This is a genomic window from Photobacterium salinisoli (assembly GCF_003614885.1).
GTDB lineage: Bacteria > Pseudomonadota > Gammaproteobacteria > Enterobacterales > Vibrionaceae > Photobacterium > Photobacterium salinisoli.
The window spans coordinates 1315754-1337725 of record NZ_QZMS01000011.1 but is presented as its reverse complement, the minus strand read 5'-3'; the positions used below and the strand labels follow the sequence as shown (position 1 = coordinate 1337725).

The window sequence follows — 21972 nt, the reverse complement described above, 5'->3', positions numbered from 1 at the left end:
ATGCTTTTTACTCCGGTGAAGGCAAGTCAGTCAGAACGTAAATATCGCTGTTCAGCTTCCAGCTCATTCACCACTCGCCATACCTTTTGCTCACGTCGTTGCTTAGTATCCGATGACATGTTCAATCCGGCACCTTTCAGCGAATCCTCAGGCCCGACATACTGATCAATATGCTCATTGAACATGGTCCGAAATTCTTCCATCGTCGGCATACAATAATGTTCTTTTTCGTAGACTTCGAAAATATGTTCTACTTTTAGTGAGATATCACGTTTGATTCCATCAAAATCTGACATATCCATCTTACACCTCACCACCAATAACCTATACAGACTTGTACAGATTTTCTAATCCTGATCAGTGTAGCCCAGTTCTGTGACAATAAAGTTGCCGTTTGAAGGGCAAAATTGTCGCAAATCATTCCTATTTGCGATAACTCACCGCTGCAAAAGCGTTTTCCTCCAGTCATGACTATCCGCCTATATGCTAATTTCATTTGTTACTTACAAAACTTAGATGATCTTCGAATTTTTAATTCTTAATATTAAATGGCTTCGCCCTGTACCTGATGGCTATACTCAAATGGCTTGAGTTTCAATTTGTTAGCATTCGGTTTCGAGGGCTTAAATGAGATGTCGGCTACTTTTCAGCACCCTGTTTGCACCAGTCATCTGGCTTGCATTGCCCGTGGTATGCCTGGCAAATGACCCACCGGAGGCCGATCCCCGGTTGCTTATCGAAGACGGTCCGGAAGACATCATTTTTTCAGGCTGGCTGGAAGAAACTCAAACATCGCTGTCAGAAACCATTATCGATATGAGCTCCAATATCGACCACTTTCTCAGTCTGGAAGATGATGAAGAACCTATGGTCAATGAAAGCTACCTTCGCATTCGCATTCAACCCAACTACTCACACAGGGAATACTTTGAATTTGATTCGAGCATATCGCTGCGGATGGATCTTCCTCACACCGAAAAAGACTGGAAACTAATCTTTGAAACTGATCCTGAAGATTTCGAAAGCCTGGAAGACAAAGAACGCGGACTGGTGGAAACAACCCGAACAGGTAATCGCGGCGCTATTGGCGGCGTTCGGCTTGAAAGCCGTCAGGTTGGCGAGTGGTATGCCGATTTTGATGTCGGCCTGAAATTACGTCTGCCACTGGATCCTTTTACCCGGGCACATTTCCGGCGTGTGGATAAACTCGGCGAAGGCTGGACAGCCTTATTGCAACAGGAATTTTTTTATTTCCACAGCAGAGGCCCCGGCAGTGTCACATCTGCTGACTTCTTTTACGCTGTCGATCCCACAGAGCTGACCATTCTCAGAGCAGGCACAAGCGCACAGTTTCTCGATGATGACAATAACTGGCAATTCGTAAACATTGCTGAAATTTATGACAGAGTCAGCAGCCGTAATCTTTTCACTTATACCATTGGCGTGAGTGCGAACAGTCGCCCCGAACTCGCGGTTGAAAACGCCTGGCTGGCTTTCAGTTGGCAGCGTCGGCTGCACAAAAACTGGCTGTATATGAAGTTAACACCCACAGTCAATTTTCAAGAAGAATTCGACTACAAAGCCAATCCTGGCCTTCTGGCCGAAATAGAACTGTATTTCACCAAGAACCGCCAGTTTAATCAGCTTTACCGCAGCATTCCCCGCCCCTGATGTTACGGCAGGGTAAACCACACAAAGCCAGTGTGTAACAAATCCGTACCAGAACGAATAGTTAAGGCGAAGCACAGTCTGGGTTGGTACAATAGCGCCCATTATGCCGATAAGCCCGGTTCGACGTTTATCATGAACACAGCTAGCTTTAATGGCAGATCGTGCTAACCCTCTATTTCTTCGTGGTTAGTCATATTAACCACTTATCACAGGACACATACCTTGAGCCATGCCGACATTGCTTCGACACCGTCGAACGATAACCCGTTGCTTTTTTCTGCACTGTCATTAAAGCCTGAACTGTTGGAAAACCTCGCCACCATAGGTTTTACAGCTATGACCCCGATTCAGGCACAAAGCCTGCCTTCAATACTGAGCGGTAGCGATGTTATCGGCCAGGGTAAAACCGGTTCAGGTAAGACCGCCGCTTTTGGATTAGGCCTGCTGAACAAACTGGATGTAAAACGTTTTCGAGTCCAGTCACTGGTGCTGTGCCCTACCCGCGAACTGGCCGATCAGGTCGCGCAGGACATCCGTACTCTGGCTCGTGGTATTCACAACATCAAGGTGCTGACATTGTGTGGTGGTGTGCCTATGGGCCGTCAAATCGGCTCTCTGGAGCATGGTGCCCATATTATCGTCGGTACGCCTGGTCGCGTGCTCGATCACTTAGAGCGTGGACGCCTAAGCCTGAGCAATCTGAATATGCTGGTGCTTGATGAAGCTGATCGCATGCTGGAAATGGGTTTCCAGCCCGCACTGGATGCCATCATTGAACAAGCTCCGCAACAACGGCAGACCCTGCTGTTCAGTGCAACCTTTCCAAAACAGATCCAGTCTGTCGCAGAGCAGATCCTGCACAAACCTGTGATAGTGAAAGTCGCCTCTACCCATGAAAAAAGCACGATTGCACAGTCTTTTTTCCGTTTGGAAGACAACAAAGAGCGTATGCAGGCACTGCGTCTGCTGCTGCTGGACAAGCAACCGGAAAGCGCCGTGGTATTCTGTAATACCAAGCGCGAAACACAGCAAGTCGCAGATGATCTGGCCGATGCGGGTTTCAGCGTGTTAGCGCTGCACGGCGATCTGGAACAAAGGGACAGAGATCAGACGCTGCTGCAATTTGCCAATAAGAGTGCCTGTATTCTGGTTGCCACAGACGTTGCCGCCCGCGGACTGGATATTGATGCCCTGGATGCTGTCTTTAACTACCATATGGCCCACGATACCGAGGTGTATATTCACCGTATCGGCCGAACAGGCCGTGCTGGCAGTCAGGGTAACGCGTACACCTTCTATGGCGAAAAAGATGGCTACAAGATGGCTTTGCTGGCTGATCATTTTGAACGTGAGATCACCAGCGATCCATTGCCACCAGCCACTTTACTGAATAATACGCCGACGGCGCCTGCCATGGTCACTATCCAGATTGATGGCGGCAAGAAGCAAAAACTGCGCCCTGGCGACATTCTGGGCGCACTGACCGGCAATAACGGGATTGAAGGTACACAAGTCGGAAAGATCCATATTACCGATTTTCGCGCTTATGTGGCCGTTGACAGAAAAGTCATGAAAAAAGCGCTCGCTAAAATCACCAGCGATAAAATCAAAAGCCGCTCTTACCGGGCCAGAGCTTTACGCTGATTCTTGACGCTAATCGGCTGACCGTTAACTGCTGACTCAGTCATCAGGCCCTAAAGCATGAAAAACGGACCGTCACTCACTGTGACGGTCCGTTTTTTCAGGATCTATTTCCGTTAGGCGATCAGTGCCCGGTAACGAAAGCAAGCACAGGCCCTGTCCCTGTTTCGTAAATCAGTTTAACCGTCATCAATAAAGTGACAGTAATAAAGATCGGGCGCACGACCCTGTCGCCATTACGAATCACCACTTTACTGCCCAGCACAGACCCCAGCACCTGGGCAACGCCCATTACCAGTCCGATCTGATAATTCACACTGCTGATAGAGATAAAGAAAATCAGCGACACCAGGTTACCCATCAGGTTTAACGGTTTAGTGGCAATACTGGCCTGCTTGATCGTGTATCCCAGTAAAATGGCAAATGCAATCATCCAGATCGCCCCTGTGCCCGGCCCGAAGAAACCATTATAGAAACCAATGATCAGCCCCATAGACAGCATAAAAGTTCGGGAGGACACCTTCGCCTGCTGCGCAACGACATTCTTTAAGCGTTTAGACAAAATGGAATACACAGTAATAGCAACCATCAATATGGGCAGCAGCGCTCTAAGAATATCAGCCGGGAACAAACTGACAGCAAAAGAACCCGCCGTTGCGCCTATTGCCGTTGCTATCATGCCAAGAAGCAGGCCGGTGAGGTTCACTTCTCTGTGCCACAAATAGGTCACAAAAGACGTCAGTTCACCAATAACAGCCTGCAAGCGGTTGGTACCAAGCGCCGTCAGCGGTGGCACACCTGCCAGCAAGAGGCTCGGAACCGTAATTAAACCGCCTCCACCTGCAATAGCATCGACAATACCGGCAATAAATGCCGCACAGAACAGCATGATTAATACGCTGTCTGAGGGAACAAAGGCTAGGGATTCCAACATATTTTTTCCTTTCTTTTTCAACTACTTCATTCATCAACAACATGTACAGCGCTGCAACCGATGGTCGGGCGCTGCACATGTATGTTGTTTAACGCATTGCCGAACGGACAATGATACGGTGCATCACGCGTAACTGGCCGTAATAATCGTTCACGGCATGATGCTGAAGGCCACGGTTATCCCACAATACAATCGTATCGTTTTCCCACCGTACTCTGGCCGTGAACTCATCGCGGGTAATATGGCTAAAGAGATAATCTAGAATAGGTGCACTCTCTTCCGCTGACATCGATGTAAAACGGCTGGTGTGCTCAGCGTTCACGTAGATCCCAGGGATCCCTGATTCTTCATGTCGCTTGGCAGCAAAATGTGAGGCACTAAAGTAGGTGTTAGCCATTGCGATATCTGTAAAATTCACCAGATGCGGCGCTTTGTTACCGGCTTCCTGAATTTTATTTGAAATGAATTCCGCTTTTTCAGACAACAGGAATTTCTGCATCCCTTCCGACAAAGCGGCAAACGCTTTCTGAGCATCTGAAAAGACGGTATCTCCCCCGACTTCCGGCGTCTGTTTCGCCGCCAGTAAAGTGAAATCAGGAGGACAATCCAAATATGTGGAATCGACATGCCACACACCACTGAACACATTTTTCTGCTCAGGTTCTTTTCGGATTTCGACAATTTCCGGGAAGCCTTCAATGCCGCTGGAAAACGGGTAGCGCTGCACGTCACCGAGCCGTTTCGCAATCTGCATCAGTTGCTGAGGCGATGTGTCCTGCTTGCGGAAAATGAGTAACTTGTGCCGAATCAATGTCGAGTACAGTTCGTCGAACTGCTCAGAGAGTAAAGTAGCGAGTTGTTTATTGGTAAACTCCAGGCCAAAGCTTGGAGCCAGGGGCTTCGCTTCACTAGCCAATGAAGCAACTGTTACGTCAAGACGAGTCATTGTAATTATTCCACTCTTAATCAGTTAGAAGGAGCGGACATAGTTGTAACAAGGTTGCATATTAAGTTAAATTAATCATTATTTATTGCCATATTAAGATTTAGCTTAATGATAAATTCTCAGGATATTGAATTTTTCAGTGTCATTGCAGACAGCCCTTCTCTGGCGGCTGCCGCCAGAAAACTCAATGTGACGCCCCCCAGTGTCACCCAGCGTCTGCAGGCATTAGAACGGAAAATGTCCGTCACCCTGGTAGACAGAAATCTCAGAACCACCAAGCTGACGCAGGAAGGAAAAAAGCTTGCACGAGAAGGCAGAGAGATACTGCTGGCACTCGAAGCACTTCAAAATGATCTCCTGTCGAATCAGTCTATGATTGAAGGCAAACTGAACGTTCTTGCTCCGCTGGGATTTGGCACAACCCATATTGCGCCACTGATTGCCAGGTTTCAGAATCAGTACCCCAACCTGATTATTGATTTGACGCTTACCGACAAACCCAGCTGGTCGCACCCTATTAAACCGGATGTCATGATCTATATCGGCCGGTTAAAAGATTCATCGCTGCGATGTATTCACCTGGCTGAAAACAAACGCTATCTTCTCGCCTCACCCGGCTACCTTGCTTCCGCACCGCCGCTGAAAACACCAGAAGATCTTCATCACCATTCGTGTATTGCCCTGAAAGAGAATGATGAAGATGTCACCATGTGGAAATTCAACCTTTCGTCGAATCAAACGCTCAGTATCCGCATCGAGCCTAAGTTGTCTTGTAATGTCGGCCAGGTCGCCAAACAATGGGCTTTGGATGGTTATGGTATTATTCAGCGCTCCGAATGGGATGTCAGGAAGGAAATTGATGCCGGTCTTTTAATCCCGGTACTGACTGACTGTCTGCTGCCCAATGCCAATATTGTGGCATTGGTCTCGACTGAGAAAAGTAAGCGATCCCGTAAACTCAGTCTGTTTCTTGATTACCTGAGCACACATCTGCCCCAGCGTTGGTAAGGCAAATCCGCTATGAATGCTATGAAAAAAATGTGCTGCATTAAGGTAAATGCCCTGGGAGTTATCCGGTCTGCAACCGCCCTGTCGCCCAACCTTTATTTAAACGGGATGATCACACCCATGCTGTATAAAGTAGGATTCATGTCATTTAGCCCGACCAGCGTACTCGCTTCAGCATAGCCGATCCATTTGTCATTAAAGGCGCCAGACACACCAGCGTGAAACCGACCGTAAAATTGATCGTCAGACTGAGTGATCACAGGCAGGTTACTGCTGTTATAGCCGGATCTGAACTGACTGATAATGCGTTCTGAGTCGAACTGATAGTCATAATGCAGGTAGCTTTTCACATAGGGCTGAAAAAGCCCTAAGCTGGTTCTAAAGGGTTTTGAAATTGATGCGCCAGTAATAAAGGTGGTGCCTTCCAGACTACTGACATCATCAACCTGTGAAATCACATAATTTGAATTGCCTTTCGACAGCCTTTCGTTGTATCGGTCCTGATCTGACAAGGTGTACTGCACCGAACTTTCCAGCGCAATGGTTGCGTAGGGGTAATCAATCACATAGCCACCGCCCAGAGTAAACACCCACACGTCGGAATCGGCATCATCCATGCTACTGACCACAGGATCAGTATACATGTTGACCTGACGTTTCATGTCTTTGTCTATCAGAGCATAACTGGCGGAAAAATCGAGAAACCATTCGTTTTCGAAGTAACTGAAATAGCCAGATGCGACCAAGCCTTCGACGCCACTGCTGCTTTCATTATCAGCACCCGATGTTCGGTATGACGGCATGCCCAGTGCTAGACCAAACAGATAATTATTATTCAGAAGATAATCCCCACCCATGGTGACTGAATAACTGTTATTTGCAGGTACGGTGCGATCAACCGGGGACGATTTGAAATGAAACTGCGTTTGCGAGCGATCGACACGCATATAAGTGCCCAAACCACTCTGCGAATTTTCGAAATACGATGCATTGGTGTAATCACTGCCAAAGTATGAAGAGCTGAATGAGCGAAGACGGCTGTCTTCCCGGACACTGCTTGTTCGTGTGCTGACATCACCGGGGTATAGCGCATAAGATGAAGCATTAAGACTGACGGCTGGATGAAGGGATTCTTTCTTACTGGGTTTATCCACCCTGACATCGTTGGCCATTGACGATAAAGAATCAATCACCTCATCAGATACCGAACTGACCAAACTGAATTTACCGCTGTCTGCCCATGTAAATGATGGTAAGGTGACTGCCATAACAACGACAGACAACCCGACACCGCGACACCGATGTGCGCTATTCATACAGCCCCCTAAACTACACGCTTCATGTTATCCGTACGCCTTTATTAGACGTATCTAATACATCGTCTCAAATGCTTTCCTCTTGAGTATAGGGAGGTGAAATTTTGAGCAGTGTCGCAAAAATAACACTACGATTTTTTTGCGATTCGAAGTATTACGCCTCAGTATGTAATTGGTACAACATCCTTGAGCAACTCGTTGAAGTCAGGCTATTTACTTTTCTGACACTGCTGCTGACAGACAGCGCTAAACTTTTTTTCTTTTTTTATGGACATGCCAGGTGGTAGAAATGAAATTCCTGATAGCCCCCTTGTTTATCGCCTCCCTGACAGCCCTTCCTGTGCAGGCCGATGATCTGGAACAGGCTGCAAAAGATGTCTGCGGCTGCCTCGCGCAGCCCTATGCAGAACTTGAGAAAGCGTTACAGGCGGTGAAAACCGATAAAGGTAATGACCTTTCCAGCCTGATGAATTCCAAAGATGAGCTCACCAAAATGATGGAAGCCACACAGAGGTGTATGGAAGATCTCAGAAAACAGTATCCAGATATAGATGCAGATAAAACTCTGCAAAAACAGGTGATGGAGAAGACCCGGCAGTATTGCCCTAACCCGTTAGAAACGTTGGATTTGAAAGCGCCGCCAGTGCCGGCGGGTTGAGGATCATTTTCGCTTAGATAAAAACGCTTTGTCTGTCAGTCCCATGACGATAATAAGTGAGCACAACAATGAGTGTAATTTCAGTAGTGTTGTTGGTTTGTCGCGCTTGAGTTCAGTGCTTCTCTCAACTGCGTAGCATGCGCGCCAGTTACTCTTTGCTGGCACAAAGCGTAACCAGAAATGCCTTTTTATTCTTTGATGTTGGCCGGGACGGTTGTAGGCGCTCCCGGCGCCGACAACCTGAAAATTCGTCCTGAATTTTCCCCTTGGGGAAGTGAATCACATCAATGTGGCGCAGACGATAAACAAGCGATTTCAGGTAAGACGGAAAGTATGTCGCGCTTAAGTTTGGTGCTTCTCTCAACTGCGTACGACGCGCGCCAGTTACTCTTTGCTGGCACAAAGCGTAACCAGAAATGCCTTTTTATTCTTTGATGTTGGCCGGGACGGTTGTAGGCGCTCCAGGCGCCGACAACCTGAAAATTCGCCCTGAATTTTCCCCTGGGAGAAGTGAATCACATCAATGTGGCGCAGACGATAAACAAGCGATTTCAGGTAAGACGGAAAGTATGTCGCGCTTGAGTTTGGTGTATCTCTCAGCATTGTGTGACGCGCGCCAGTTACTCTTTGCTGGCACAAAGCGTAACCAGAAATGCCTTTGGGTTCTTTGGGGTTGTCCGGGATGGTTGTAGGCGCTCCCGGCGCCGACAACCTGAAAATTCGTCCTGAATTTTCCCCTCGTTTTTCAAAAAATTGTATTTCGAACTCGTTGTTAGGTAGACACTATTTAAATATCTTGTGCCGAATCTCTCAGATTCAATTTAATTAATTGAAGCATGAAATTTTGATCGTTTGTGTGCCAAAATGACACAAAGATGAACACCAAACTTAAATTGGCTTCTGAACGCTATGAGAACAAACCTCAAGGATAAATTCAGCTCTTTCTCGAACTGAAAGCTTTGGAACTTCAATCAGTTCATAACCGAACTTTTTGTATGCGTTCACCATTTCATGATAGGTCGCAACCGCTTCATTAAAATCTTGTTTACGCTCGATATCATTTTTATAGATTGTTTCCCAAGGTGGGAAAATAAACACATTTTTGTGATAAGTCAGTTCGCGACAACTTCTTAACAAGAGCTCTGAAACGGCTATTTGTTCAAGCTGACTATAACCATATGAATCGATGATACTCCGATCAAAGAAGGTCAAAACTGAATCACCGTGTACTTTGTAGTTGTTCAGTTCTTCAAGAACCATTGCATCACGAAATGCCACTTTATCTTTCCAGGGTAAAGCGACCCCATTCCGCTCAATCTGTGTTTGAATGACCTTACGGCCAACTTCTGTAGCGCTTGAGTACCCCAATTGCTCTAAAAACTTAATCACTGAGGTTTTCCCTGAGCCAGGGCCACCCGTAAAAACGACCCTATTATTCAAAAAAACCTCCCAAAACGGCTAACGAATGACATGGACTGCCTTCTCACGAGTTTCTGGCTTGAATATGTCTGATTCCAGGCTCACCGATGGCCCCGATTTAGCCTAAGATTACTCCAGTATCCACGGCGAGAATCAGCGATGCCAGATGTTGATTCACAGACAATCATCCGTCCTAAACCCTTAAAGATACTTCCCAGTTTCACACCCAATATTACTTTCTTAATAAGAAGCGGCGTAAGTCTCTTTCTACTCGCATGACAAACAAGATATACACTTTTTCAGCCTCATACTTGCAAAAAATGCGGCAGGGATTAATCACGATTTCACGGTAATTTAAATAATCCAGTTCAGGCGGTACACGTCCTGATACCGGGAAGTTTTCCAGGCGTTCAACTTTTGCAAAAATGGTTTGAACCAGTTCTTTGGCAGCGACAGTATTTTCAAGGGCTATATATTCAGCAATCTCGTTAAGATCAGATAACGCTGGTTCCGTCCAGACTATTTCAGCCATTTTGACATTCTGTCCTTCGCTCCATCATGACTCACAGTCTTACCGTCCGCTAATGCGCGCTCTCCTCGAGCGATCCCTTCAAGGATTGCTAAACGATTTTGCATAAATTCATAATCATCAACATCAACGAGGTAAGCTGACGGCTTACCGTGCTCAGTAATCAGCACAGGCTCTTTTGTTTCATGAAGATCAGCAAGGATCTTCGTCGCTTGGCGCTTCAGTGATGTAACCAGTTCAACTTTCATTCAAGCCACTCCATGAAAAGGCAAAAGTGATACTATTCTATCACTTGGAGTATAGCAAGTTCGATACAGACGAATGAATGGTACGAACTCCCTCTGCAGTCTCAGCCATAATCAGATAATTCTGATTCAGAATTTTGAGGAATCCGTCATCCCACAATCTATTTAAAATCATGATTTTTATGTTATTTAAATGATCATGTCTGGAAAGCGTCACATTTTCACGGTCGTTCGAAGCCGTTGTAATCAGGACTCTGCAAAGTCGCTCAACGCGTTGCCTTCAAAACGGTAATACTCTTTCTCCTGGACCAATCTGGCTCCGATAGAGACATAGAATTTTCCTGCTGCCGGATTCGTACGCTCTGCCGTCCAATCCAGTCGCTGACAATCATGGCTCACCGCAATTGAAGCCAGGTGTCTCATCAACGTCAAGCCAACACCCTTACCGCGTGCTGAAGCAGATACAAACAGATCTTTCATGTACATCTGGCCAGAGAGTTTTGGCGCGGGAAACATCATCGCATAGGTCGCGAAACCAACAACTTTATCGTTATCAAAGGCCGCAACCACTTTCACACCAGAGTGCTCTGAAAACACTTGCTGACATAAGTAGTTAACCAATTCGCTCTCGGACGCTGCTTTATCCCCGAAATAGTAATTTTCAAGCTCAATAAAAATGGAGAGAAGATCAAGACAGTTCTCCTTACTCACTTGCTTTAATATCACAAATATTCCTATATTTTAATGAACCAGATGTACCAATAAAAATATTATTCATATGATAGCTTAGGTGCTTACTGTGCCTGATAAAAACAGCCCGCATCGCCGCCCTCCGGCGATCAACAAAGTTACGTCCTTAATAATGCCACTTCGGGCTTGCCCAACACCCGGATAACGTGTCAGCTACGCGACACTTATCATTATTTGTTAGCAGATCATCGAAACCAGCGTTCATATATTAACGAATGGCATCTGGCTGCAATGCAACCGAAGAACCAAAAGATTAAACCATAAAAAACCAACAACAAACCAATAACGATTGCCTCTTTAGTAATTGAACTTTGATTAATAATTTTTACGAAATTCGGAACAATGCCACTCAACACAAGTCCGAAATAGCCTGCGACCAAAAAGCTAATCACCCTACCGAATGCTAGAGCCCAGTCATTCAAATCTTCAAAGTAAGTACGTTTTCTTTCATTGTAGAAATCTATTATGTTTCTAATCAAACTCATATCCTTATTTGAATCTTGACAGCTAACGAAAGAGGAACCCCAACCGCATAATTTCACTAGGTTCATGATGTGAAAACCAATAACATACCGAATGTAGAGCGGCAGTCCCAAACCTTGCATTACCTGAAGCTGTTGTTGACAACCGGGGGAGTCCATGTAGCCTCATTAAGGTGTGAGCAACGATACTTCGAAACCTAACCATACCACCATAAACACGAAACCCAACGATGAAATGAAAAATCAGCATGATTTTAACGATTGACGCCATAGTCGTTTGTTATGTTGTTTGTTAGCGACACTGCCAAAAGCACATAGGGTCTTTCTGTGCCCAAAGAACATGATTAGCAATATGTAGGGGCTTATTTCCCATGTTACGTATCATTTCACTTATTTCTTTTGGCATTTCAGCTAGATACTTTTCTTCATTGAACTCAAGTGATGTTCCGGAGTATCTAGCTTGGTTAGGTAGCAACGTAACATATGTATCCTCGCCATTACCCTCTTTATGATTTGCATAAACAAACGAGTCAAAGCCATTTCTTAATGCCCAATTTTTTAATTTGAAAGTGAAATCGAGCCAAATAATCTCTTGATACTGAGATTGATTAAAATCTTCACCAATAGCTTTTGAACGTTCTTTTCTTTTTTTTAGCTCACTTGCAAATAACTTGTTACTAGAAAAATTACGCTTTATTCCTTTGATATCTTTCAGAGAGAATGCTCTAGAAATATGGTGCGGATAAATAACGTCTGAAAATGGTGTGAATAGCTCCTTGACTTGTTTTTGCAACGACGGAGTCAACTCATTCGCATCAACTACGTTTGGACCTGCACTACCTATAGGATCGTCCTCCCACAAATCAACCAGCCTTAATGGGCTATTAATTTTTAATGAATATTCAGAAATCTCGAAAGTTTTTGCATAGTTACAAAATTCATGCAGATGCGCTAAAAGAGGTTGACGGCTGATTACACGTCCCATTAAGTCATACGTATTTACAGAACAATCAGAGTTCAGAGAACACATACTTTGATGAGCAAACATCCCCTCAATTCTCTCTGCAGCTGCAACAGGAGAGACACCTAAATGCTTCATGATAAAACTATGGTTTTTTGTACCGGCCCTATCTGCGTTATAAACCCGAACCATAAAACCTCTCATTTATGAATTTGACACTTGCTCTAAACGAATAAAACAACATAACGCCCGCTTAAGGGGCAGACAACGCTACTACTAACTTTCCGCATAACACCGTAACCACTAAAAACCAACGCATGATAAAAATGCCATGCGTTGGCTGTCCCTCTTGAAGCGTTTGTTAGCTGTTGTTGATAAAATCACCCAATATTTTTATCGCTTCAATACCATCATGGACAGGTAGCTCGTTGTAATTGAACCCATTGTCTATAACTCGGCGAATGATGGTACCTTTGCCATCACCAAAACGAGGATGGACATAAGGATTTCGCATTAATCGAAGCTCTGTAAGTTTTGATTGCATAGATTCATCAATTAATTCAGTTTCACGAGCTTTGATGATTAACTGAGCGAAACCTTTTGTGCATACATATTCATACTCAGTTAAGACAAAACAGTTTGCTAAACAATGTTCAACTACAAGTTGAGATAATAAGATACAGGCAACAAAATTTCCTTGAACAAAACTACCTTCAATTTCTTGCAAGATAAATGGATCTAATCCTCCAGAGAACAACATACCATCATTATGAAGATCAACAACATGACCTCGAAAGAATGCCTCTCTTTTATCAGGGGAATCATAATCTTGATATTTATCTAGCCAATCCAACTGATATTCTCCTGTAACAGCTAACATTTTATTCAACGACACCATGTCGTATAACTCTGTCATATAACTCTTTCAATCAAAAGCCACTTAAGTATCTGTTTATATTAAACCAACCGCACTTAACCAGGTAAATATATCAGTAAGATACACGACATCATGTCGTATATCTTACTCAATCGCCTGATACTACCCAATTGATATTATTTGTTTTTTTATATTTCATGACTTACCCCAAAAATCAGCGACGCATACGCTTGTGAGAAAAGCGACATCAGTCACTTACCCAGTACAGAGAAGCCATAGAATTGCACTTGCCGCATGGATTCCCGCCTGCGCGGGAATGACAGTAAGGTATTGAATTGCAACTATTTTAAATAGATTTTGGCGTGTGTTATAAAAGCAGAAATGAGAAGTTCGAGGCTTGCCTCTCCCCCAGGGAAAAATTCAGGACGAATTTTTAGGTTGTCGGCGCCGGGAGCGCCTACAACCGCCCCGGCCAACACCAAAGAACAAAAAGGGCTTTCTGGGCACTCTTTGTCCCCACAAAGAGTGTCTGGCGCGCATCACACCATGCCAAAAGAACCACCAGACTCAAGCGCGACATACCTCAGCCGTACCAAAATCGACAGCCACAACACCCAAAAAACCAACTGAAACCCACTCCCCCAGGGGAAAAATTCAGGACGAATTTTTAGGTTGTCGGCGCCGGGAGCGCCTACAACCGCCCCGGCCAACACCAGAGAACAAAAAGGGCTTTCTGGGCACTCTTTGTCCCCACAAAGAGTGTCTGGCGCGCATTGCACCATGCTAAAAGAACCACCAGACTCAAGCGCGACATACCACAGCCGTACCAAAATCCACAGCCACAACACCACAAAAAACCAACAGAAACCCACTCCCCCAGGGAAAAATTCAGGACGAATTTTTAGGTTGTCTGCGCCGGGAGCGCCTACAACCGCCCCGGCCAACACCAAAGAACAAAAAAGGCTTTCTGGGCACTCTTTGTCCCCACAAAGAGTGTCTGGCGCGCATTTGCACCATGCCAAGAGAACCACCAGACTCAAGCGCGACATACTCACGAATCCCAAAAAATGTTACCCCGCAATAGCACTTCTGCTGCATTAGAGCCATAATCCCCCCACTCGCGAGTTCCGCACTCTAGCCTTAAAGCAATACATAAGTAGATCAAACACAATGACAACACAGTCAACGGTCATTATTGGACTGTACAACCCCAAAAGCCCGACGAATGTTGGCGCAGTAATGCGTGCCGCAGGCTGCTATGACGCGACACAGGTGCGCTATAACGGTAACCGCTATAACCGCGCGGCAAAATTTCACACCGATACCCACAACAGCCATGAGCGCATTGAATTGGTTGAGATGAACGATCTCACCGCCGGGTTAGCCAGTGACGTAGAAATCGTGTGTGTCGAATTGGTGGTGGGCGCGACGGCATTGCCCCGTTTTACCCATCCTGAAAACGCTGTGTATGTGTTTGGCCCGGAGGACAGTTCACTGCCACAAGAGGTTGTCGATAAAGCCGATCATGTTGTGTATGTACCCACCAATGGCTGCATGAATCTGGCAGCGACCGTCAATGTGGTCTTGTATGACAGGTTAGCCAAAACACTGGGTGCTATTGATGACCATCAGCAAATCGTCTCGAACCGGGACAACAAAAACAAGCTGGTCGTCAAAGGCTGCGTTTGACGTAAAAAAAGGGCCATCAAATGGCCCTTTCTGTTTCATCGCACCGCCTGACCGGGCATAAATTGCCAGAACAAGGTCGACAGCGGCGGCAGGTCAATCACCATCACTTCAGTGCCAGATTCCTCATCCCAGACGGTATTTACCGTTTGTTCTACCGGCATTCCACTCCCCCAGTACTGACTATCATCACTGTTGAGCATTAACCGGTACTGACCTGATTGCGGCACCGGAATAGGGTAACTTTGCCGGGGCACAGGCGTGAAATTACTGACCACCAGCACCTTGTCACCATTGCGGGCGAAACGCTCATGCGCGATCACACTGCGTGAGGCATCATTCTGCACGCACCAGGCAAAGCCGGATGCATCACAGTCCAGTTCATACAACGCCGGGGTCGATTGATACAAGGTATTTAACGCCCGCACTAAGCGCTGCACCCCGATATGGCGGTCATACTGCAGGTAATGCCATTCCAGCACGCCATCGTGATTCCACTCCGCACTCTGGGCGATTTCTGCTCCCATAAAGTTCAGTTTTTTTCCCGGCTGGCCGTACATATACGCCATATAGGCGCGAAGATTGGCCGTTTGCTGCCATTCATCGCCCGGCATTTTATTGAGCAGCGAGCCTTTGCCATACACGACTTCGTCATGTGACAGCGAGAGCACGTAGTTCTCGCTAAAAGCGTATACCAAGGGAAACGTCAGCGTATCGTGATGGTACTGTCTGTGAATCGGATCCTGGCGGATATAGCTCAGGCTGTCGTGCATCCAGCCCATATTCCATTTGAACCCAAACCCCAGTCCGCCCTCATAGGTTGGCCGTGAGACGCCGGGAAAACTTGTCGACTCTTCCGCAATCGTCATGGCATTGGGATACAGGCGGTACACTTCTTCATTCATCCAGCGCAATAAACTGGCTGCATCATGATTGATATTGCCGCCTTCGGCATTGGGTATCCACTCTCCTGGCTGGCGTGAATAATCCAGATACAGCATGGATGCCACGGCATCGACCCGCAGGCCGTCGATATGGAAATGCTCAAACCAGTAAAGGGCATTGGCGACCAGAAAACGGCGCACGTGCTCACGACCGTAATCGTAGATATAGCTTTGCCAGTCCTGATGCCAGCCGCGACGCGGATCCGGATCGTGAAACAGGGCTGTACCGTCAAAAAAGGCCAGGCCGTGATCGTCGGCCGGGAAATGCGCCGGCACCCAGTCCAGAATCACGCCTAATCCGGCCTGATGGCATTGGTCGATGAAAAATTTGAAATCATCGGGCGAGCCATAGCGGCTTGTCGGGGCAAACAATCCCACAGGCTGATAGCCCCAGGAACCATAAAAAGGATGTTCAGCCACCGGCATCAGTTCAACATGGGTGTACCCCATGCCCGTCAGATAGGGGATCAACTCTGCCGCCAACTGCCGGTAGCTCAGGCTTTCACCGGATGCCTGCCGCCGCCACGAACCAAGATGCAGCTCGTAAATAGAAAGCGGCTGTTCGTGTTTAGCTGTCACCTGACGCTGCTGCCAGTGTTCATCCTGCCAGCGATAATGGCTGTGGTCATACACTTTTGACGCAAACGACGGATACTGCTCGGCCTGATAGCCCCAGGGATCGGCCTTATGAGGCAGGCTGTTACCCGTGTGATCACGCAGTGCAAATTTATAGCGCTCACCGGTGGACAGACCCTCGACAAAACAGCCCCAGTAGCCTTGCTCCAGCGCGGATAACGGATGGGCACGGCTGTCCCAGTGGTTGAAATCCCCCACCACGCTCACTGCCGAGGCATTCGGCGCATACACCAGAAAACGCACACCGGCGATCAGTGAGCCGCCGGTTTCAACGGTTAACCGCTGTGCGCCCATATGGTGATACTGGCTCGAAGGGTGAGCCAGTTCAGCCAGATCCGGCAACCAGTCTTGGGTGTTTACACGTCCGGCGCTCACGCTTTACTCCTGCTTCTCAGCCGCCTGGCGGCGTACATCCGTCAGCCGTTTCGTCAGATCCACTATGTCCTGACGGTTGAACAGATCTTCAAGATTCACCGCCAGCTTGCGTCGCCAGTTCGGATATTCATCCACTGTGCCCGGAATATTGACCGGCTTATCCATTTCCAGCCAGTCTTCCAGTTGCAGGCTCAGCAATGCACTGGAACCGGCCGCAAGATGCAACTGCAATGCTTCGGCCAGATTGCGATCCATCGGAACATACTGCGCGTCACGGCCGACATTTTGCGGCAGGAAGCCATGCCAGTTGACGCTGTCCAGAATACGCTGTTTGCTTTCGGCACGGCTGTCGAACAATCCCTGAAGCTGCTGTTCATCCGGGTATAAACCCAGCTCACGGCCGAGCTTGAGATCGTCGCAATGCCAGAAGCCTCTTAATGTCGGCATATCGTGCGTACACAAGGCTGACATAGACTGAGCGGTATAGTGCGACGGCGAATAATAGCCACCGTCTTCAGCGGTTTCGAAGAAAAAAACCTTATAAGAGTGAATCCCGGCGCTCGCCAGTTTATCGACGATTTCATCCGGCACTGTGCCCAGGTCTTCACCAATGACGGTACACTGATGACGATGACTTTCCAGCGCGAGAATGGCCATCAGATCATCGACCGGATAGTACATATAGGCGCCTTGTTTGGCAGACTCACCTTTTGGGATCCACCACAAGCGAAGCAGACCCAATACATGATCGATACGCAAGGCTCCGCAATGGCGCATATTGGCACGCAGCAGTGCAATGAACGGCTGATAGGCCGTTTTGCGCAAAGCCTGCGGGTTAAACGGCGGCAATCCCCAGTTCTGCCCCAGCGGGCCCAGAATATCCGGCGGTGCGCCGACACTGACACCCTGACATAGGGCATCATGATCGGCCCAGGTTTCTGCGCCGGAATCGCACACTCCAACGGCCAGATCCCGGTAAAGTCCCATGACCATGCCTTTCTCTTCGGCAAGTTGCTGAGCTTCAGCCAGCTGGGTATCTGCCAGCCACTGGAGGTACATATACAGCTGAACCTGCTCTGGATGTGCGGCGATGAACTGCTTTACCGCGGCGTTATCGAAGTGACGATACTGCTCAGGGAAAACCGGCCAGCCCCAGATTTGATCGTCCTGAGCTTTCAGCTCGGCATGCAGTGCATCAAACGCGGCCTGGTGCAACAGGCTCTCACCGCCAGTTTCAACGAAATCAAGGAACTGTCGGCCACGGGCGGTCAGTGATGACAGATGACGTTGCTGAAAGGTGTGAAACAGCATGGGCAACACAATCATTTTCAGACATGCCACTTCGCTGTAGTTCACCCAGTTGCTGTCACGGGCCGCTGCCAGGCGCTGCTGGAAAGCTTCACTGCCCACTAATTGCAACGCATCATCACATTGTGCAAATTCCGGTACCGAGCACACATCAATGTAGATAATGTTGAGCCATCGGCGGGAAGACGGGCTGTACGGGCTTGCGCCTTCCGGATTGGCCGGAAACAAAGAATGGATCGGGTTCAGGCCGACAAAATCGCCGCCACGGGATGCAATATCAGAGACCAGGTGCTTGAGATCGCCAAAATCACCGATCCCCCAGTTATGACCGGTCCGTACTGAATACAGCTGGACACTGGCTCCCCAGAGTTTTTTGCCCTTTTCCAGCGCCGGCTGCTTGTAACAGGCCGTTGGTGTGACTATCAGTGTCATCTCATACGGTGACTGACGGCGTTTACGGAAAATTTCAAGCTTGTGATAACCCAGCGCCAGCTCAGGCAGCGCAAACGTCATCCCCTCGCCCTGCTCACGCTCATCAGCCACCAACTGCGACTGCAACCAGCCTTCCATGACGTCGCCCTGCTCCGTTTCGAGCCGCCAGCTGAAATCGCTGATACGGGCACTGCGCCCCAAAGTCAGTTCAATATGCACAGGTTCGCCGCGGCGTACCACTTTTACCGGGGCAAGCACTTCTCTCGGCTGTAATCTGGCCGCTGAGGATTCCAGCGCCTGATCACTGCTGGTGTCGTAACCCAGTGCGCTCAGTAACCGGATCAGTGTTTCAGTACTCACTGATGTTTCTTCGCCCCAGGCGCTTATATAGCTGTCAGCCAGCCCGGCCTGTCTGGCAATCTCTTTCACAACCTTTTCTGTTCTCATTCTTCTTCTCCGTGACACGGTGAAGGCTGACTGTCTCTCCCACAAGTTCAGCCTATGTCACTACTTACAATAACGCCGGGACTAACCAGCCCCGGCAAAAATATCAGCGTTTGACCGCTTTTAGTTGCCAAATGTTCTCAACATAGTCGCGAATACTGCGGTCTGAGCTGAACTTACCGACCAGCGCGGTATTGAGTATCGCTTTTCGCGCCCAACCGGCTTTATCCCGGTAGGCATGGTCAATACGTTCCTGAGCCGTTACGTAGTCTGCGAAATCGGCCAGCACCAGATACGGATCACCACCTTCCAGCAGATTGTGTCGAATGCCCGCTAATGCGTCAGGCTCACCCGGTGTAAAGGTATCGCCCAGTAACAGATCCAGTGAGGCTTTCAGCAAGCTGTCTGACTCGTAGTAACGGTATGGCTGATAACCTTTCTGAACCAGTTCCATCACCTCATCCACCAGCAAGCCGAAGATAAAGATATTGTCATCACCGACTTCTTCCCGGATCTCAACATTGGCGCCGTCCATGGTGCCGACAGTCAGCGCACCGTTCAGGGCCAGTTTCATATTTCCGGTACCAGAGGCTTCCTTACCGGCCGTCGAAATTTGTTCAGACACATCCGCTGCCGGGATGATGATCTCCGCCAGGCTGACACGGTAATCAGGAATGAAGACCACTTTCAGTTTGCCACCAAGACGAGGATCATTGTTCACTTTGTCTGCCACTTTATTGATGGCAAAAATGATGTCTTTCGCCAGCGCATAACCCGGCGCCGCTTTGGCTGCAAAGATGAATACGCGCGGCTGCATATCAAATTTTGGATCATTGAGCAGGCGGTGATAGAGCGACAAAATATGTATCAGGTTCAGGTGCTGGCGCTTATATTCATGAAGTCGTTTGATCTGTACATCGAAGATGGCGTCAGTACTAAGCTCAATACCCATGTTGTCGGCCACCCAATCGGCCAGGCGCTGTTTGTTGGCCTTCTTCACGGCCATGAAACGTTGCTGGAAATCAGCGTCATCTGCAAAGTCAGCCAGTGACGATAACTGTTCCAGTTTAGCAGGCCAGTCTGTGCCAATTTTTTCATCGATCAGTGAGCTCAGCGCCGGATTACAGAACTTCAGCCAGCGCCGCGGGGTAACACCGTTCGTGACATTCTGAAGTTTACCCGGATACAGTGCATCGAACTCAGGGAAAAGGTCACGCTTGACCAGCTCCGAGTGCAGTGCAGCCACACCATTCACGGCATAGCCGCCAATCACACACAGGTTAGCCATGCGCACCATACGCTCGTTGCCTTCCTGAATCACAGACAGCTTGCGTTTCACCTCATCATTGCCCGGCCATTTCGCCTCGACCAGATCCATAAACCTGTGGTTGATCTCAAAGATAATCTCTAAGTGACGCGGTAACAGATTAGCGATCAGTGATTCGCTCCAGGTTTCCAGCGCTTCCGGCAACAAAGTGTGGTTGGTATAGGCAAAAACTGAGTTACAGACAGACCAGGCATCGTCCCAGCTCATGAAGTGCTCATCGAGCAGAATGCGCATTAACTCAGGAATCGCGATAGTCGGATGGGTATCGTTAAGCTGAATCGTTTCCAGTTTGGCCAGATCTTCAATCGCATGACCTGCCGCCAGATGACGACGCAGAATATCGGCCACCGAGCAGGCGCAGTGGAAATACTGCTGCATCAGGCGCAAGGTTTTACCCTGCTCATGGTTGTCATTCGGGTACAGCACTTTGGTGACATTGCCGGCTTGAATCGCCGCATGTTGCGCTCCGATATAGTCACCGTCGTTAAACAGCGCCAGATCAAACGGTGCCGGGGCACGGCATTCCCACAAGCGCAAAGGATAAACGCTGTTATTCTGATACCCGATAATCGGCAGATCCCAGGCGATGCCATCTACGTGCATACCAGGTACCCAGCGGCGACGTTCTGCGCCAGCTTCATCGGTATAAACCTCCACATGGCCATACAAACCAACCTGCTGGTTCAGCTCAGGACGCAAGACTTCCCAGGGATACCCTTCCTGACCACGCCACGCATCCGGGGCTTCCATCTGGCGGCCATGATCAAAAGATTGCCTGAACAACCCGTACTCATAGTGCAAACCATAACCCACAGCCGGAAATTCCTGCGCGGCCAGTGAGTCCATAAAACATGCCGCCAACCGGCCCAGTCCGCCATTGCCAAGTGCAGGATCGCGTTCTTCTTCCAGTAAATCTGTCAGGTTCTGACCAAGCGCAGCCATGGCACCGGAAACCTGGTCATACAAGCCCAGGCTGATCAGATTATTACCGGTCAGGCGACCAATCAAAAACTCCAGTGAGAGATAATTCACACTGCGGCAGGATTGGGCAGATAACTGCTGCTCGGTATCAATAAGGTTGCCTGTGCTTATCTCTGCCAGTGCACGGCTCATGGCCAGATACCAGTGACGTGACGTCGCTGTTGCAGGTGTCTGGGCATAAGTAACCAGAAGATGTTGCTCAACCGAAGCCTGAAAAGCCGCCTTATCAAAGGAAGGCATCTTGGTTTGCGTTTGCATCATTCGTTTCTCGCTGTCGGGTTGTAATTGTAGAAAATGAAAAACTGTTGAGGCTAATGCTGCCTGCGCGGTACTGGAAAAACATCATCCCATGCCGGGCAGGTAGAGGGAGGAGCATGAGGGCGTAGTGATCAGTTCGCGAGA

Annotated in this window: 19 protein-coding genes and 1 pseudogene; 5 read left to right on the top strand and 15 right to left on the bottom strand. The window is 48.1% G+C overall.

Features of this window, described 5'->3' with window-relative positions:
* Window positions 1-26: 26 nt before the first annotated feature.
* Window positions 27-302, bottom strand: coding sequence for a hypothetical protein (locus tag D6M16_RS17320; RefSeq protein WP_120513049.1), 276 nt, complete (start codon window positions 300-302; stop codon window positions 27-29).
* A 325-nt stretch (window positions 303-627) separates the two neighbouring features.
* Between D6M16_RS17320 and D6M16_RS17315 the strand changes: the two genes are divergently transcribed.
* A complete protein-coding gene (locus D6M16_RS17315; RefSeq protein ID WP_120513048.1) occupies window positions 628-1671 on the top strand; it encodes a hypothetical protein in 1044 nt (347 codons plus the stop codon).
* A gap of 267 nt (window positions 1672-1938) precedes the next feature.
* Window positions 1939-3315, top strand: coding sequence for an ATP-dependent RNA helicase DbpA (gene dbpA, locus D6M16_RS17310; protein WP_120513240.1), 1377 nt, complete (start codon window positions 1939-1941; stop codon window positions 3313-3315).
* Between the two features lie 121 nt (window positions 3316-3436).
* Here dbpA and D6M16_RS17305 read toward each other — a convergent pair whose 3' ends face one another.
* Both D6M16_RS17305 and D6M16_RS17300 read right to left on the bottom strand, forming a co-directional pair.
* Window positions 3437-4246, bottom strand: coding sequence for a TSUP family transporter (locus tag D6M16_RS17305; protein ID WP_120513047.1), 810 nt, complete (start codon window positions 4244-4246; stop codon window positions 3437-3439).
* An 88-nt stretch (window positions 4247-4334) separates the two neighbouring features.
* On the bottom strand, window positions 4335-5192 hold the full coding sequence (locus D6M16_RS17300) for a TauD/TfdA dioxygenase family protein (protein WP_120513046.1): 858 nt from the start codon (window positions 5190-5192) through the stop codon (window positions 4335-4337).
* 108 nt (window positions 5193-5300) lie between these two features.
* On the opposite strand from D6M16_RS17300, the gene D6M16_RS17295 reads away from it, so the two are divergent.
* Entirely contained in the window at window positions 5301-6200 is a 900-nt protein-coding gene (locus tag D6M16_RS17295; RefSeq protein WP_120513045.1) for a LysR family transcriptional regulator, read from the top strand.
* Window positions 6201-6295: 95 nt separating this feature from the next.
* On the opposite strand, the gene D6M16_RS17290 is transcribed toward D6M16_RS17295, so the two are convergent.
* On the bottom strand, window positions 6296-7516 hold the full coding sequence (locus tag D6M16_RS17290) for an autotransporter outer membrane beta-barrel domain-containing protein (RefSeq protein ID WP_120513044.1): 1221 nt from the start codon (window positions 7514-7516) through the stop codon (window positions 6296-6298).
* Between the two features lie 289 nt (window positions 7517-7805).
* Here D6M16_RS17290 and D6M16_RS17285 point away from each other — a divergent pair, with 289 nt between their 5' ends.
* A complete protein-coding gene (locus D6M16_RS17285) occupies window positions 7806-8174 on the top strand; it encodes a hypothetical protein (RefSeq protein WP_120513043.1) in 369 nt (122 codons plus the stop codon).
* Between the two features lie 888 nt (window positions 8175-9062).
* Here D6M16_RS17285 and D6M16_RS17280 read toward each other — a convergent pair.
* From D6M16_RS17280 to D6M16_RS17240, 8 genes are all read right to left on the bottom strand, one after another.
* Window positions 9063-9614, bottom strand: coding sequence for an AAA family ATPase (locus D6M16_RS17280; RefSeq protein WP_120513042.1), 552 nt, complete (start codon window positions 9612-9614; stop codon window positions 9063-9065).
* 211 nt (window positions 9615-9825) lie between these two features.
* Window positions 9826-10125 carry a type II toxin-antitoxin system RelE/ParE family toxin gene (locus D6M16_RS17275; protein ID WP_120513041.1) on the bottom strand — a complete coding sequence of 100 codons (300 nt, stop codon included), beginning with the start codon at window positions 10123-10125 and terminating at the stop codon, window positions 9826-9828.
* The gene (locus D6M16_RS17270) at window positions 10113-10370 is read right to left on the bottom strand and encodes a type II toxin-antitoxin system Phd/YefM family antitoxin (protein ID WP_046221374.1); all 258 of its coding nucleotides are present in this window, start codon (window positions 10368-10370) and stop codon (window positions 10113-10115) included. The genes D6M16_RS17275 and D6M16_RS17270 overlap by 13 nt, the downstream gene beginning before the upstream one ends.
* 243 nt (window positions 10371-10613) lie before the next feature.
* Window positions 10614-11093: a GNAT family N-acetyltransferase gene (locus D6M16_RS17265; protein ID WP_162941095.1), complete on the bottom strand. Its 480-nt coding sequence runs from the start codon at window positions 11091-11093 to the stop codon at window positions 10614-10616.
* A gap of 209 nt (window positions 11094-11302) precedes the next feature.
* A complete protein-coding gene (locus tag D6M16_RS17260; protein WP_120513039.1) occupies window positions 11303-11758 on the bottom strand; it encodes a hypothetical protein in 456 nt (151 codons plus the stop codon).
* 133 nt (window positions 11759-11891) lie between these two features.
* Window positions 11892-12752 (bottom strand): hypothetical protein, encoded by an 861-nt coding sequence (locus D6M16_RS17255; RefSeq protein WP_120513038.1) that lies wholly within the window; start codon window positions 12750-12752, stop codon window positions 11892-11894.
* Between the two features lie 169 nt (window positions 12753-12921).
* Complete coding sequence (locus tag D6M16_RS17245) at window positions 12922-13476, bottom strand: hypothetical protein (RefSeq protein ID WP_120513037.1); 555 nt, start codon at window positions 13474-13476, stop codon at window positions 12922-12924.
* A 500-nt stretch (window positions 13477-13976) separates the two neighbouring features.
* The gene (locus D6M16_RS17240; protein ID WP_120513036.1) at window positions 13977-14486 is read right to left on the bottom strand and encodes a hypothetical protein; all 510 of its coding nucleotides are present in this window, start codon (window positions 14484-14486) and stop codon (window positions 13977-13979) included.
* Between the two features lie 121 nt (window positions 14487-14607).
* Between D6M16_RS17240 and D6M16_RS17235 the strand changes: the two genes are divergently transcribed.
* Window positions 14608-15126: an RNA methyltransferase gene (locus tag D6M16_RS17235; RefSeq protein ID WP_120513035.1), complete on the top strand. Its 519-nt coding sequence runs from the start codon at window positions 14608-14610 to the stop codon at window positions 15124-15126.
* Window positions 15127-15161: 35 nt separating this feature from the next.
* Here D6M16_RS17235 and glgB read toward each other — a convergent pair.
* From glgB to D6M16_RS17220, 3 genes and pseudogenes are all read right to left on the bottom strand, one after another.
* Window positions 15162-17030: pseudogene (gene glgB, locus D6M16_RS17230) on the bottom strand (1,4-alpha-glucan branching protein GlgB); the annotation flags it as partial.
* Between the two features lie 51 nt (window positions 17031-17081).
* On the bottom strand, window positions 17082-19265 hold the full coding sequence (malQ, locus tag D6M16_RS17225) for a 4-alpha-glucanotransferase (RefSeq protein WP_120513034.1): 2184 nt from the start codon (window positions 19263-19265) through the stop codon (window positions 17082-17084).
* 103 nt (window positions 19266-19368) lie between these two features.
* Complete coding sequence (locus tag D6M16_RS17220; RefSeq protein ID WP_120513033.1) at window positions 19369-21828, bottom strand: glycogen/starch/alpha-glucan phosphorylase; 2460 nt, start codon at window positions 21826-21828, stop codon at window positions 19369-19371.
* Window positions 21829-21972: the final 144 nt, after the last annotated feature.

Bases quoted from the DNA above. Each gene is read 5' to 3' on its own strand.
- D6M16_RS17320 (WP_120513049.1), bottom strand. From the start codon at position 302: ATGGATATGTCAGATTTTGATGGAATCAAACGTGATATCTCACTAAAA.
- D6M16_RS17315 (WP_120513048.1), top strand. From the start codon at position 628: ATGAGATGTCGGCTACTTTTCAGCACCCTGTTTGCACCAGTCATCTGG.
- D6M16_RS17305 (WP_120513047.1), bottom strand. From the start codon at position 4,246: ATGTTGGAATCCCTAGCCTTTGTTCCCTCAGACAGCGTATTAATCATG.
- D6M16_RS17300 (WP_120513046.1), bottom strand. From the start codon at position 5,192: ATGACTCGTCTTGACGTAACAGTTGCTTCATTGGCTAGTGAAGCGAAG.
- D6M16_RS17295 (WP_120513045.1), top strand. From the start codon at position 5,301: ATGATAAATTCTCAGGATATTGAATTTTTCAGTGTCATTGCAGACAGC.
- D6M16_RS17290 (WP_120513044.1), bottom strand. From the start codon at position 7,516: ATGAATAGCGCACATCGGTGTCGCGGTGTCGGGTTGTCTGTCGTTGTT.
- D6M16_RS17285 (WP_120513043.1), top strand. From the start codon at position 7,806: ATGAAATTCCTGATAGCCCCCTTGTTTATCGCCTCCCTGACAGCCCTT.
- D6M16_RS17275 (WP_120513041.1), bottom strand. From the start codon at position 10,125: ATGGCTGAAATAGTCTGGACGGAACCAGCGTTATCTGATCTTAACGAG.
- D6M16_RS17270 (WP_046221374.1), bottom strand. From the start codon at position 10,370: ATGAAAGTTGAACTGGTTACATCACTGAAGCGCCAAGCGACGAAGATC.
- D6M16_RS17260 (WP_120513039.1), bottom strand. From the start codon at position 11,758: ATGGACTCCCCCGGTTGTCAACAACAGCTTCAGGTAATGCAAGGTTTG.
- D6M16_RS17255 (WP_120513038.1), bottom strand. From the start codon at position 12,752: ATGGTTCGGGTTTATAACGCAGATAGGGCCGGTACAAAAAACCATAGT.
- D6M16_RS17245 (WP_120513037.1), bottom strand. From the start codon at position 13,476: ATGACAGAGTTATACGACATGGTGTCGTTGAATAAAATGTTAGCTGTT.
- D6M16_RS17240 (WP_120513036.1), bottom strand. From the start codon at position 14,486: ATGTCGCGCTTGAGTCTGGTGGTTCTCTTGGCATGGTGCAAATGCGCG.
- D6M16_RS17235 (WP_120513035.1), top strand. From the start codon at position 14,608: ATGACAACACAGTCAACGGTCATTATTGGACTGTACAACCCCAAAAGC.
- malQ (WP_120513034.1), bottom strand. From the start codon at position 19,265: ATGAGAACAGAAAAGGTTGTGAAAGAGATTGCCAGACAGGCCGGGCTG.
- D6M16_RS17220 (WP_120513033.1), bottom strand. From the start codon at position 21,828: ATGCAAACGCAAACCAAGATGCCTTCCTTTGATAAGGCGGCTTTTCAG.